This is a genomic window from Bacillus sp. SJZ110, from assembly GCF_006715455.1.
Taxonomy (GTDB): Bacteria; Bacillota; Bacilli; order Bacillales; family Bacillaceae; genus Bacillus; species Bacillus subtilis.
On sequence record NZ_VFNF01000005.1, the window covers coordinates 112,999 to 126,087 of the forward strand.

Consider the following 13,089-nt stretch of genomic DNA (forward strand, 5'->3'; position numbering starts at 1 on the left):
CATTTTACACCGTTTCTTATATCTATCAAATGCCAATTTTGCACATGAGAAAAGAGCTAGAAGAATCCTCTTAGCTCTTTTAACGCTCTTTCTTTATTAAGTCTTTTAATTCGTCGATAAAGACGTTTATATCTTTAAACTGCCGATAGACGGACGCGAACCGCACATATGCGACTTCGTCAATCTTAGCCAGCCGGTCCATGACCATTTCTCCGACGAGCTCACTCTTCACCTCGGAGCAGCCTTGATTGCGAAGCTCTTTTTCAATATCAAAGCACATGTCTTCAAGCGTTTTGAGTGAAACAGGCCTTTTTTCACATGCTTTTATGAGGCCGCGCAGCATTTTTTCTCTGCTGAATTCCTCACGCACACCTTCTTTTTTCACGACGATGAGCGGGGTTTCCTCCACTTTCTCAAAGGTCGTAAACCGGTAGTGGCAGGATTCGCACTCGCGTCTTCGGCGAATCGACTTTCCGTCATCCACAGGCCGTGAATCAAGGACTCGTGTTCCGTTATGCTGGCATGAAGGACATTTCAATAAAATCAGCTCCCAACTATATCGTTCCCTGCAATGTATTTTCGGCAGCCTCCGCCTTTTAAAAATAGATGTGACAGCATCTGTCGGGAGAGCCGTTGTTAAATTTGTTTCTATAGCATTAGGTGGTTGTGAAAATCTCCTTCTTATTTTACAAAAAAAATGAAAAAAGAAAAAGCTGACACTCTCGTTTCTTTATAAAAATAAAAGGAGCATAAGCTAAAAAGCGCATAATGGCTTTCTAGCTTCAGCTCCCTTTGTGTTCGCAATTTACTTTATAGTACTTTCGCTTGCGCCTGTTTAATTTGCACAGGCCCCATTCCTCTTGGTATTTCAATGTTTTCTCTTGTATCAGCATGTAATGCCTCTGCAATGTAATCAGCAGCGACATTAGGATCTAAGTCTCCACAAGTATAAACATCAATGCTCGCATATCCGTGCTCAGGAAAACTGTGAATCGTTAAGTGTGATTCAGAAATAATCACAACTCCGCTTACGCCTTGCGGTGCAAATTTGTGAAATGCAACCTCGCGCACCTCAGCACCTGATTTTAGAGCAGCATTTACAAACGTTTTTTCAATAAAATCCATGTCATTCAGCTTATCAAAATCGCATCCCCATAGCTCGGAGATAACGTGACGCCCCATTGTTTCCATAGTCATGGACCCCCCTTAACAAGAATTAAAAAGTGAAATTCCAACAACTGGGTCGGCCATTTACCACGGGGGAAAGTTAGTCCGGAGAGGTCCTAACCCTTTAAGTAATTCCGAAACAGTCTCAAGCAAGAAGTTCACGAAAAATAGTATACTGTGTTTAAGTCTAATTTGCAAGGTGCGTTTTTTCAGAAATATGCTGTTAAGGGTTTTTTCTTTAAAATGTGTCCATGACCTTATTTTATACAGCAGACGGATGTTTCATTCGTGCCGCTACATGGCGGATCAGATCAACAACTCTGCAGGAGTAGCCCCATTCGTTGTCATACCACGCCAGCACCTTTACTTTCCTGTCTTCCATTACCATTGTTGTAAGCCCGTCAATGACCGCTGAATGCGGATTCGTATTATAATCAGTCGAAACGAGCGGTTCATCTGAGTAATCAAGTACACCGTACATCGACGTTTTGGCAGCGCGTTTAAATGCCTCGTTTACTTCTTCAGCCGTAACATCCGTTTTCAGATCAACAACGAGATCAACCAATGAGACGTTCGGAACAGGGACACGCAAGGCGAGGCCGTGAAGTTTTCCTTTCAGATGCGGCAGCACAAGCGAAAGCGCCTTTGCCGCTCCTGTTGTCGTCGGAATGATGGATTCACCGCAAGCCCGCGCCCGGCGCAAATCTTTGTGCGGGTTATCAATATTTTTTTGGTCATTCGTATACGCATGAACTGTAGTCATCAGACCGCTCTCAATGCCAAACTCTTCATCCAGCACTTTTACAACAGGCGCAAGGCAATTTGTCGTGCATGACGCATTTGAAATAATGACATGGCGCTCAGCGTCGAATTGGTCCTCATTTACGCCCATCACAATGGTAACGTCTTCATTTTTTCCCGGAGCGGTCAAAATCACTTTTTTTGCGCCTGCTTCTATATGGCCCATCGCTTTATCTTTAGCATTAAACTTCCCTGTTGCTTCGACAACTATGTCAATATCATATTCCCGCCAAGGCAGCTGTTTTGGATCACGGCTGTTTAACAAAAGCACTTTCTTTCCATTTACGATCAGGCTGTCTTCACCAGCCACAACTTCTTTGTCGTATCTGCCGTGAATTGTGTCATACTTTATTAAATGAGCCAGCGTTTCTGCGGAATAGCTGGCGTTAATGGCCACTACTTGAATTTGATCGTCTAACATCGCTTTTCTAAAAACCATTCTTCCGATTCTTCCAAACCCGTTGATCGCTACTTTTACCTTCATGTTGGACACCCCTTATCAATTATGCCATCCTAATTTGTTACTATCTAAAATTAGTATAACACATTAAAACAAATTCGCCAGTACATATTGATAAAAATCAACGATTATAACGCTAATTTATGATGCATCTTATGTTTTCTTGCACAGAATATCAGGCGTAAGAACCAAAAAGCAGCCAGCGCTCCGCACTGACTGCCCTCATGCTTTATGATTCCTGTTTTAACTTATCATTGAGCACACTTTCTTCTAGCACAGAAAATGTATCCCCGTACACTCTGTTAATATGATTCGCTCCCCAAGCACAAAGCATATCTAAAATTCCTTCTAAGCTGCGGCCGTATTCGCTGAGCTCATATTCCACTTTGGGAGGAACTTGATTATATACGATTCGTTTAATGACACCGTCCGCTTCCAGCTCGCGCAGCTGCTGAGTCAGCATTTTTTGCGTGATGTTGGGCATTAGGCGTTTTAATTCGCTTGTGCGTTTTTTTCCGTGCGTCAGATGGCATAAAATGACGCATTTCCATTTCCCACCGATCACTTCAAGAGTCGCTTCAACAGAAATGTTATATTTTTTCTTCTCCATACAATCCATTCTCCTCACAGGCACCAAAAAGTGACTATAGCACTTCAAAGTACGTACTTTTATTTCTTAACGATATGTTTCATAATCACATTTGCCGGCTGATTTGAATCTGCTCTTTTTTATTTATATAGCTTACTCGGCAGAATTTCAATCATACAACACATCTTACAAAGGAGGAACATCATGACTTCAGCCAATAAAAGTAGTATTCCTGCACTACTGGCTTTGGCCGTAAGTGCATTCGCAATAGGGACAACTGAATTTATCAGTGTCGGCCTTTTGCCGCTCATTGCTGATGACCTGGATATTCCCGTCACGACAGCAGGATTGACCGTTTCCCTTTATGCGCTCGGCGTTACATTTGGGGCACCTATATTAACTTCATTGACCTCAAGCATGTCACGTAAGACACTATTGCTTTGGATCATGTTTATTTTTATTGCCGGTAATACGATGGCAGCAACCGCTTCAAGCATCGGGATTTTACTAGCAGCACGTGTGATATCGGCATTTTCGCACGGTGTGTTTATGTCGATCGGTTCGACAATCGCAGCGGATATTGTCCCGGAAGATAAAAGGGCTAGCGCGATTTCAATTATGTTTACTGGCCTCACTGTGGCAACTGTAACCGGAGTTCCTTTTGGGACATTTATCGGCCAGCAGTTCGGCTGGCGTTTCGCCTTTATGGTCATTATCGCCGTCGGAATCATTGCTTTCATTACAAATGGCATTCTTGTACCGTCCAAATTACGAAAAGGGACGAAAACAACGATGCGGGATCAATTGAAGCTTGTGACAAACAGCCGGTTATTGCTTTTATTTGTCATTACAGCGCTTGGATACGGAGGAACATTCGTTGTGTTCACGTATCTGTCTCCCCTGCTTCAGGAAGTAACAGGCTTCAAAGCCGGGACTGTTGCAGTGATTCTGCTCGGATACGGAATAGCTATTGCTATCGGCAATATGATTGGCGGAAAGCTGTCAAACCGAAATCCAATTGCCGCTTTATTCTATATGTTTATCGTACAGGCAATTGTTCTATTCGTACTGACATTTACAGCCCCGTATCAAGCAGCTGGGCTCATTACCATTCTCTGTATGGGATTGCTGGCCTTTATGAACGTGCCCGGCCTTCAGGTGTATGTCGTCATGCTGGCTGAGCGTTTTGTCCCGAGTGCAGTTGACGTCGCATCCGCGATGAATATCGCTGCCTTTAATGCAGGGATCGCGCTTGGGTCATACCTTGGCGGTGTGATCACCGATTCAATCGGATTGATTCATACCGCTTGGATAGGCGGATTAATGGTGGTCGGTGCAGTCATTTTAACAGGCTGGAGCCGCTTGATGGAAAAACGAGATCGGCAGGAAGCCTGACAATTTTAAAGGAGGAAATGAACATGACAACACATTTACAAGCAAAAGCAACACTTCATAATGGGGTAGAAATGCCTTGGTTCGGCCTTGGCGTGTTCCAAGTGGAAGAAGGATCTGAACTGGTAAACGCAGTTAAAACTGCCATTGTTCACGGGTACCGCAGTATTGATACTGCAGCAATCTATGGAAATGAAGCTGGAGTCGGAGAAGGGATTCGGGAAGGCATTGAAGAAGCAGGCATTTCAAGAGAGGATCTGTTTATCACATCGAAAGTATGGAATGCGGATTTAGGCTACGAAGAAACACTCGCCGCGTTTGAAACAAGTCTGTCCAAACTCGGTCTGGACTATTTGGATCTATACCTCATCCACTGGCCTGTAGAAGGAAAGTATAAAGAAGCTTGGAGAGCGCTTGAAACGCTGTATAAAGAAGGCCGCATCAAAGCGATTGGCGTAAGCAACTTCCAAATTCACCATCTTGAAGATCTGATGACGGCAGCTGAAATTAAGCCTATGATTAACCAAGTGGAATTTCACCCGCGCCTCACACAAAAAGAGTTGATAAGATACTGCCAAAATCAGGGCATCCAGATGGAGGCTTGGTCACCTTTAATGCAGGGACAGCTGCTGGATCACCCTGTATTGGCTGACATCGCTCAAACATATAATAAATCTGTCGCACAAATTATTTTGCGCTGGGATCTGCAGCATGGCATCATTACGATTCCTAAATCAACGAAGGAACACCGCATTAAAGAAAATGCAAGCGTATTTGACTTTGAATTAACGCAGGATGACATGAACCGAATCGATGCACTGAATGAAAACTTGCGCGTCGGTCCTGATCCGGACAACTTTGATTTTTAATGGCAAAAAAACACCGTTCAATATGAACGGTGTTTTTTGATTATGCCCAGCTGTTCATGATTTCATCAAGCTGCCTTTTGGTCTCTTCAAGCGTGCCGCTGTTATCAATGACTTGATCTGCTCTTGCTGTTTTTTCCTCTAAGGGCATTTGAGAGCGGATACGGCTGACTGCTTCTTCTTCCGTCAGCTGATTGCGCTTCATCAGACGTTCCAGTTGAAGCTCTTTTGTCACACTGACCACAATAATTTTATCAACCAATGATTCCAATTTGCTTTCGAACAATAGCGGGATATCCAATACAACAAATGCCTCCCGATTTGCAACGGCTTCATCACGGCGCTTGAGCATTTCCTGCCTGACTGCGGGATGAACAATTGCATTTAAAGCGAGACGCTTTTGTTCATTTGTAAATACCAGCGCTCCAAGCTTTTTTCGATCTATATCGCCATTTGAGAGCAGTATGTCTTCACCGAATTCGTCAATGATTTGCCGGTAGGCCGGCATCCCTTTATCTACCGCTTGTTTTGCAATGATATCTGCATCTATAACTGTTATTCCTTTTTCAATCAGCATATTGGCTACCGTGCTTTTGCCGCTAGCTATTCCTCCCGTTAAACCAATGACTAAGGTCAAGAGATCCACTCCTTTTTACAATTTCCAGAGCCCAATCGTGATTAATAGAAGCCCCGGCAAAAACGCCATTTTATCGATCCATTTCCACTTAGACAGAAAATGGCCGGCATTGATTCCAATTGATACAAACAGCGAGCTCATGATTGCCACGGCGATGCTCATCACAATCGGCGAAAAACCGAGAATGGCTGCGCCTATACCTGCTCCAAAGGCATCAATCGATAAGGCAAATCCCAATAAGACCGCCTCAATTCCGTTGATCACACCCGATTTGTCGATATCCGCACTCATGGGTTTTCTCAAAATATGAATCACAATCCCTAATGACCGAACCTCTAAATTAAGCAGTGTTTTTTCATGCAAGAGGTATTCTTTATCTTTTGCCGGTTTGAAGAATTGGTACAGAACCCACGCACCGATTCCAACCAATATCAAACCGCCAAGCTTCTCCGTCACATAAACAGGAAAAAACTTCGTGAGAAAGCTTCCGATCAGCATGGATATAAACATGACAGCACCGGAACAGCAGGCGATAACCAAAATCGCTTTAAACGGTATTTTCATTTTTCTCAATCCGTACGTAAATCCGACTGAAAAACTGTCCAAGCTGACAGCCAACGCCAGCAGCAGTATAGAAACCATTTGCATATCCGTTTCTTCCTTTCTGTTGGTGCTCTTGTATCAGATGTGAAATGCCCGGGATTCATCACAATCATATATATGGGAAAGTGAAAAATCCGTGTTTCGAAAAAGGCATCCTCCATTACAGAGTTACTGATATATGCACCGACAGCTTGGACGATGAAGCATTATGCTACTTTTTTTTCTGGCAGTTTGCGCAAAAATGCGTGCCTCTTCCTCCAACGATAATTTTCGAAATCATCGTTCCGCAATTTTTGCATGGCTCGTCTTTTTTTCCGTACACAAAATGCTGCAGCTGGAACATTCCGATTTCCCCTTGGGAGTTGATATATGAACGGACTGTGCTTCCGCCCGCATCAATCGCCTCCTGCAGGGTGTTTTTGATTTCAGCGTGAAGGGTTTTGATTGTTTTATCTGATAATTGATTTGCTTTTGTCTCGGGATGGACACCCGCTCTGAAAAGAGCCTCATCCACATAAATGTTCCCGAGTCCAACTACCGTTTTTTGATCCAGTAGGGCAGTTTTGACAGCGCGGTTTGTTTTCGCAAGCCGTTCTTTTAAATACGCACTTGTAAATTCTTCTGCATCCGGCTCCGGACCTAACTGAGAAAGCGGGAGCTCGCCCGCTTCTTCTCCCGGTTTAAATAAGTGCATAGTTCCAAATTTCCGCACATCCCTGTACCGAAGCTGGGTTCCATCCGTCATCGTGAATATGACATGCACGTGTTTATCGTCAGGCTCCTCGGCTTGATGAAGACCGTATTTTCCTTCCATTCGAAGGTGAGAAACCATAACATAATGATCTAAATGAAACAGTAAAAACTTTCCCCGTCTTCCGATGGACTGTATCGTTTCTCCTGCTAGTTTTCGCGCAAATTCCTCCGGCTCGGCAGGCCGTTTGATGATATTCGGCCATCTGATCTCTACCGATTTGATTGTTTTTCCCTTTACAAGCCCGGTCAGAGTGCGCCGGACCGTCTCAACCTCTGGTAATTCCGGCACATCCATCACTTCCTATCTCTGTTTATTTCGCATCGTACCAAGATGGGCCTGATGCAAAGTCCACCTTTAACGGCACATCTAATGCAAGCGCATGCTCCATCACTTCAGGAACAAGCTTTTCAAGAATTTCAATTTCTTCCTTTGGCGCCTCAAAAATCAATTCATCGTGTACTTGAAGCAGAAGCCTTGCTTTCAACTGTTTTTCTTTCAGCTTGGCAGCCATGTCAATCATGGCTTTTTTGATAATATCAGCGGCGCTTCCTTGAATCGGCGTATTCATGGCCGTCCGCTCCGCAAAACTTCGGATATTAAAGTTCCGGCTCGTCAGCTCAGGGATGTAGCGGCGGCGATGCATAAGCGTTGTTACGTATCCTTTTTGCTTCGCTTCCTGTACTGAATCTTCCATGTACGCTTTTACGCCTTGGAAGCTTTCCAGATAGCGGTCGATAAATGCTCCCGCTTCCTTCCGGGTAATGCCGAGGTTCTGTGACAGACCGTAATCGCTGATCCCGTATACAATGCCAAAGTTGACCGCTTTCGCCTGGCGTCTCATCGCAGATGTCACTTCATCCTTAGCGACATGGAACACATCCATTGCCGTTTTCGTGTGAATATCCATATCATTTGTAAAAGCTTCGATCAGATTATCATCCTTTGAAATATGGGCAAGCACCCGCAGCTCGATTTGTGAATAATCGGCTGCAAAAATGAGCCAGTCTTTTTCAGACGGCACAAAAGCTTGGCGAATTTTCCGCCCTTCCTCAAGCCTGATCGGAATGTTTTGCAGGTTCGGATCAGTCGAGCTGAGACGGCCAGTTTGCGTTAAGGCCTGGTTAAATCGCGTGTGCACTTTATGCGAATCCGGTCTCGTCACCTTTAAAAGCCCTTCGATATATGTTGATTGAAGCTTGCCAATTTGTCTGTACTGTAAAATATAGTCGACAATATCATGCTTGTCAGCCAGCTTTTCAAGCACATCGGCAGACGTAGAATAGCCTGTTTTCGTTTTCTTTACGACAGGAAGGCCGATCTTTTCAAATAAGATGACGCCTAGCTGTTTCGGAGAATTGATGTTAAACGGCTCTCCCGCAATCTCATGGATTTTTTCTTCATATTCCTTCAGCTTCGTACCCAGTTCTTCACCCATCCGTTTTAAACGGTCAACATCGACTTTGACGCCAGTTGATTCCATTTCGCCGAGAATAAGCGCAAGAGGCATTTCCAGCTCTTCAAACAGTTCAAGCTGGTCGTTGTTTTCCAGCTCCTGAACGAGCTTTTCCCGAAGGCTTTGAATCGCTAACGCTTTGCGGCCAAGGTGCTCAGACAGTACGTCTTCTGACGGCACTGCTCGTTTTGCTCCTTTTCCATAAACTGATTCATCACTTGAAACGATATGCAGGCCGTAATCCTTAGCCACACTCGCAACGTCGTCATATGAATTGCCCGGGTTGATGATATAAGCCGCAAGGAGCGTATCAAACTCGGCTCCTTTCAGCTCAATGCCCTGCCAGCGCAAAGCGACAACAGCCCGCTTGCTGTCGAAGACCCATTTCTTCTGATCGTCATTTTCCACCCATTCTTTAAACACCTCAGACTCAACGGCAATGTCTTTCGGAATGAAATAAGCTCCCGTTTCATTTACGATCGAAAATCCGAGGATCGGCTCTTCATGATAATTATCGCCAATCTGTTCAACGACAAATGCGGATGGAGAAACCAATATATCGCTTGTCACGTCTGTGACTGTTTTGACATTAATGTCTTCCAACGATTGATCCTGTTCTGCTTCTGCACTGCCTTCTCCAAGCCGTTCAAGAAGCGTGTTGAAGCCAAGATCTTTAAAGATGGCAATGACCTGTTCACGATTAAAGCCCTGATATTCCAGGCCGGAAACAGATACCTCAATCGGAGCATCCGTCATAATTGTCGCAAGCTCCTTGCTCATCAATGCCTGATCCTTAAACTCCTCAAGCTTTTCCTTCAATTTCTTTCCGCTCACCTCGTCAATGGACTCCAGCAGCTTTTCAACCGAATCAAATTGTTTTAAAAGCTTAATCGCAGTCTTTTCTCCGACGCCGGGCACACCCGGAATATTATCTGAGGAATCGCCCATCAGACCCTTCATGTCAATGATTTGTTCAGGCGTAAGCCCGTATTTCTCTTTGACATGCTCCGGTGTGTAAAATTCAACATCGGTAATTCCCTTTCTCGTAATGGCAACTGTCGTTTTGTCCGTTGCCAGCTGGGTTAAATCCTTATCTCCTGAGAAAACCTTAACTTCAAATCCGTCTTTTTCAGCCGATTTGGCCAGTGTGCCGATAATATCATCCGCTTCATATTGTTCCAGTTCATAGCGGCTGATCTGGTAGGCATCCAGCAGCTCGCGGATAAACGGCATTTGTTCGGAAAGCTCAGGCGGGGTTTTCTGTCTGCCGCCTTTATATTCTTTAAATGTGCCGTGACGAAATGTTGTTTTCCCGGCATCAAACGCAACCAGCATGTGCGTCGGTTTTTCATCCTCAAGCATTTTCATCAAAATCATCGCAAAGCCGTATACAGCATTCGTATGAACACCTTTATCATTGCTTAACAGCGGCAATGCAAAAAACGCCCGGTAAGCCAGACTGTTTCCGTCTACAAGCACTAATTTTTTTCGTTCCGTCATTCAATTTCCTCCTAAGAAGCCTCAGGCTTCCATTCATCTCTTACATAGTCATTAGCTCCTCTTATTTTAACAAAGTTCAATTTGAAAGGAAAATACGTGAACTATAAGAGAAGACACAAAAAAGGACGGGAACACAAATAGGTTCCCGCCGTCAAAATTGGCTCCTTGGATGAAGGGGTTCTACTACATCCTACCAGCATAGGTTTAACAGTGCATGAAGATATTGTTAAACCTTTGTAAACATTAGGCGGACTTTTCAGCGGCCCGTTTCAGCGTCACGGTAAAGACAGTTCCCCGTCCAAGCTCGCTTGTGACATCAATTTTCCCTTCATGAGCCTCTATTAAATGCTTGACAATCGCAAGGCCCAGCCCTGTTCCGCCCGAATTCCTGCTTCTGTCTTTATCTACGCGGTAAAAGCGTTCAAAGATTCGCGGAATTTCTTCTTTCTGAATTCCGATTCCAGAATCGGCAACCTCAATCTGAATGTCTTTTTCTCTGGGTTTTACATTGATAGCCACGGAGCCCCCCTCAGGCGTGTACGTTAACGCATTGTTTACGAGATTAAGAAATACCTGTTTCAGCCTGTACGGGTCACCAGATACATATTGAGGGTCTTTCGGGACATTCAGGTGCAAGGAGATGCCTTTCTCATCCGCTTTATGCTTCAGAAGCGTTTCTATCTCACCAAGCATTTTGGCCGGTTCAAACGTTTCGATACTGAGCGTGAAATTTTGCTGCTCGATTTTTGAGAGATCGAGCAAATCCTGAACCAAAGACTGAAGCCTTTCGCTTTCCTTAAGAATAATAGAGAGAAATTCAGAAAGCGCCTCTTTGTCCTCCATCGCCCCATCCAATAACGTCTCCGTAAACCCTTTTATGGACGTAATCGGTGTTTTCAGCTCATGAGAAACATTGGCCACAAAATCCTTCCTCATCTGCTCTAATTTCTTTGTTTCCGTCATGTCATGGAAAACGAGCACAATTCCTTTCCATTCATCGTCCGGCCCCATAATCGGAACGCCGTCCACTTCAAAATAACGCCGTTCTATTTTGATCGGAAGTCTTAACAGCTTGCATTTCTTTGTCTCCGTCATAAAAATGTCTTCGACAAGCTGGATCACTTCTTCATGTTCAAATGCATCGTGATAAAGACGGCGCAGCATATGATTCGGATTGATATGAAACTGCTTGGCGTAAGATCTGTTTACGAGATTAATAAAGCCTCTTCCGTCGATCATAATCAGCCCGGAGCCAATGTTTTCAATGACTGTCAGCAGCCGATCCCGCTGCATTTCCTGCGTTCGCGTCATTTCCATCAGATCAATGGCAAGGCTGTTCATCGCATGTCCTAGCTTATCAGAACGCCTAATATAGCCGCCGTACGTCCGTGCATCGTAGTTGCCCTTAGAGAGTTCTGTGGCTACATTTGTCGCTGACTCAATTGACCTTTTATAACGTGAGGTCATGCTGGAATAAAAATAAACAATGACGATAAATGCGGTACAAAGACTGGCCGTCAGCATCCCCCACAATTCGCCTTTTAAGCCGTCGCTTTTTTCAGAGGCGGAAAGCAGTACATATCCTGTTTTTTCACCTTCGCTTCTAAGTGAAAGTCCGTAATAAAGCTTGTTATCTGTTGTTGACAGAATACCCTCATGTCCAGAAACAAGCGCCTGCACCTTTTGGGAATCAGCCGATCTCCCGTTTGACCCATACAGCACCTTGCCGTCTGTATCAATAACGGATGCGCTCACATCAAGCGCGCCGCCTGCATCTTTAATGATTTTCTCATTTGCTTGATTATTCAGATTGCCGGCATCAAGAAGCGAAGCCAAGTATTTTGCTTCTTTTTCAATGTGTTCCTCTGCTTTCCTTTGATCAGATGTTTCAAAAAGCTGCTGTAAAAACAGCCCGAGGACACAAAACACCAGAATCATACAGACAACGAATACAGAAAAAAGGCGCACACGGTATTTATTCATTCATTTTTGGCTCCTCCAGTTTATACCCCAATCCCCTAATCGTTTTAATGTAGATCGGTTTTTTGGTATTGTTTTCAATTTTGTCGCGAAGATGGCTGATGTGCACATCAACAATTCTCGTATCTCCGGCAAAATCATAATTCCAGACTGCGCTCAGCAGCAGGTCTCTTGTCAGAACTCTGCCTTTATGTCTGCCTAAATAGAGCAGCAGTTCGAATTCTTTCGGTGTCAATTCAAGCTGACTTTCTTTAAAGTACGCTTCATAATGATCAGGCAGGATTTTCAGATCGCCGATTACGATCTGGCCTTCCATTTCATCGTTCTTCATCTCACTAGAGGGCGCAGCCATTTCCGAACGCCTTAAAATCGCTTTGACTCTCGCATTTACTTCCCTTGGACTGAACGGCTTGGTCATATAATCATCAGCACCGAGCTCAAGCCCTAATACTTTGTCGAATTCCTCATCCTTCGCTGTCAGCATTAAAATGGGAAACATCAGTTTTTGCTGTCTCAGCTGCTTGCATACTTCGATTCCGTCCAATTTTGGAAGCATCACATCAAGCACAATCAAATCAGGCTTCTCTGTTTCCGCTTTTTTGAGTGCTTCTTCCCCATCCGAGGCGGTAATGACATCATAGCCTGACCGTTCCAAATTGTACTGTAAAAGAGTAACAATAGATTCTTCATCATCCACAACTAAAATTTTCTTGTTCATGCTGTGCCTCCAGTATTATAATTCCCCGACATCCTATTTCTCTATTTTATGTCATCTTAACATGTTTCATGATTTTATTTTAGCGAAAGCAGGACATTCCGACAATTCGCCTTTTACATCATTTTTAAAAGAAATAAAGATGTGTATGATAGCGCTTTCATTTATAGTA

11 protein-coding genes and 1 pseudogene are annotated in these 13,089 nt (G+C 44.1%); 2 read left to right on the forward strand and 10 right to left on the reverse strand.

Features of this window, described 5'->3' with window-relative positions; translation table 11 throughout:
* Positions 1-79: 79 nt before the first annotated feature.
* The 4 genes from nrdR to FB592_RS15315 form a co-directional block, all read right to left on the reverse strand.
* On the reverse strand, positions 80-538 hold the full coding sequence (nrdR, locus tag FB592_RS15300; RefSeq protein WP_003223586.1) for a transcriptional regulator NrdR: 459 nt from the start codon (positions 536-538) through the stop codon (positions 80-82).
* A gap of 272 nt (positions 539-810) precedes the next feature.
* Positions 811-1,191: an adenosylmethionine decarboxylase gene (gene speD / locus FB592_RS15305; protein ID WP_003223584.1), complete on the reverse strand. Its 381-nt coding sequence runs from the start codon at positions 1,189-1,191 to the stop codon at positions 811-813.
* 238 nt (positions 1,192-1,429) lie between these two features.
* Positions 1,430-2,452, reverse strand: a complete 1,023-nt coding sequence (locus tag FB592_RS15310) for a glyceraldehyde-3-phosphate dehydrogenase (RefSeq protein ID WP_003229459.1) — start codon at positions 2,450-2,452, stop codon at positions 1,430-1,432.
* Between the two features lie 205 nt (positions 2,453-2,657).
* On the reverse strand, positions 2,658-3,038 hold the full coding sequence (locus FB592_RS15315; RefSeq protein ID WP_021480292.1) for a winged helix-turn-helix transcriptional regulator: 381 nt from the start codon (positions 3,036-3,038) through the stop codon (positions 2,658-2,660).
* Between the two features lie 183 nt (positions 3,039-3,221).
* On the opposite strand from FB592_RS15315, the gene FB592_RS15320 reads away from it, so the two are divergent.
* Positions 3,222-4,412, forward strand: a complete 1,191-nt coding sequence (locus FB592_RS15320; protein ID WP_015483547.1) for an MFS transporter — start codon at positions 3,222-3,224, stop codon at positions 4,410-4,412.
* Positions 4,413-4,435: 23 nt separating this feature from the next.
* Positions 4,436-5,278, forward strand: coding sequence for an aldo/keto reductase YtbE (gene ytbE, locus FB592_RS15325; protein ID WP_003229455.1), 843 nt, complete (start codon positions 4,436-4,438; stop codon positions 5,276-5,278).
* 40 nt (positions 5,279-5,318) lie between these two features.
* Here ytbE and coaE read toward each other — a convergent pair whose 3' ends face one another.
* The 6 genes and pseudogenes from coaE to phoP form a co-directional block, all read right to left on the reverse strand.
* Positions 5,319-5,912 carry a dephospho-CoA kinase gene (gene coaE, locus FB592_RS15330; protein WP_124058834.1) on the reverse strand — a complete coding sequence of 198 codons (594 nt, stop codon included), beginning with the start codon at positions 5,910-5,912 and terminating at the stop codon, positions 5,319-5,321.
* A gap of 15 nt (positions 5,913-5,927) precedes the next feature.
* Positions 5,928-6,578, reverse strand: a pseudogene (gene ytaF, locus FB592_RS15335) (sporulation membrane protein YtaF); the annotation flags it as partial.
* Between the two features lie 148 nt (positions 6,579-6,726).
* Positions 6,727-7,557: a DNA-formamidopyrimidine glycosylase gene (gene mutM, locus FB592_RS15340; protein ID WP_141949740.1), complete on the reverse strand. Its 831-nt coding sequence runs from the start codon at positions 7,555-7,557 to the stop codon at positions 6,727-6,729.
* Between the two features lie 22 nt (positions 7,558-7,579).
* The gene (polA, locus tag FB592_RS15345) at positions 7,580-10,222 is read right to left on the reverse strand and encodes a DNA polymerase I (protein ID WP_072173608.1); all 2,643 of its coding nucleotides are present in this window, start codon (positions 10,220-10,222) and stop codon (positions 7,580-7,582) included.
* A gap of 243 nt (positions 10,223-10,465) precedes the next feature.
* Positions 10,466-12,205, reverse strand: coding sequence for a sensory box histidine kinase PhoR (phoR, locus tag FB592_RS15350; RefSeq protein WP_004398493.1), 1,740 nt, complete (start codon positions 12,203-12,205; stop codon positions 10,466-10,468).
* Entirely contained in the window at positions 12,198-12,920 is a 723-nt protein-coding gene (gene phoP / locus FB592_RS15355; RefSeq protein WP_014477634.1) for a two-component system response regulator PhoP, read from the reverse strand. The genes phoR and phoP overlap by 8 nt, the downstream gene beginning before the upstream one ends.
* Positions 12,921-13,089 lie beyond the last annotated feature (169 nt).

What these genes read in the sequence shown, in the direction of transcription:
- speD (WP_003223584.1), bottom strand. Translation starts at nt 1,191, where the DNA reads ATGGAAACAATGGGGCGTCACGTTATCTCCGAGCTATGGGGATGCGAT.
- FB592_RS15310 (WP_003229459.1), bottom strand. Translation starts at nt 2,452, where the DNA reads ATGAAGGTAAAAGTAGCGATCAACGGGTTTGGAAGAATCGGAAGAATG.
- FB592_RS15315 (WP_021480292.1), bottom strand. Translation starts at nt 3,038, where the DNA reads ATGGAGAAGAAAAAATATAACATTTCTGTTGAAGCGACTCTTGAAGTG.
- FB592_RS15320 (WP_015483547.1), top strand. Translation starts at nt 3,222, where the DNA reads ATGACTTCAGCCAATAAAAGTAGTATTCCTGCACTACTGGCTTTGGCC.
- ytbE (WP_003229455.1), top strand. Translation starts at nt 4,436, where the DNA reads ATGACAACACATTTACAAGCAAAAGCAACACTTCATAATGGGGTAGAA.
- polA (WP_072173608.1), bottom strand. Translation starts at nt 10,222, where the DNA reads ATGACGGAACGAAAAAAATTAGTGCTTGTAGACGGAAACAGTCTGGCT.
- phoR (WP_004398493.1), bottom strand. Translation starts at nt 12,205, where the DNA reads ATGAATAAATACCGTGTGCGCCTTTTTTCTGTATTCGTTGTCTGTATG.
- phoP (WP_014477634.1), bottom strand. Translation starts at nt 12,920, where the DNA reads ATGAACAAGAAAATTTTAGTTGTGGATGATGAAGAATCTATTGTTACT.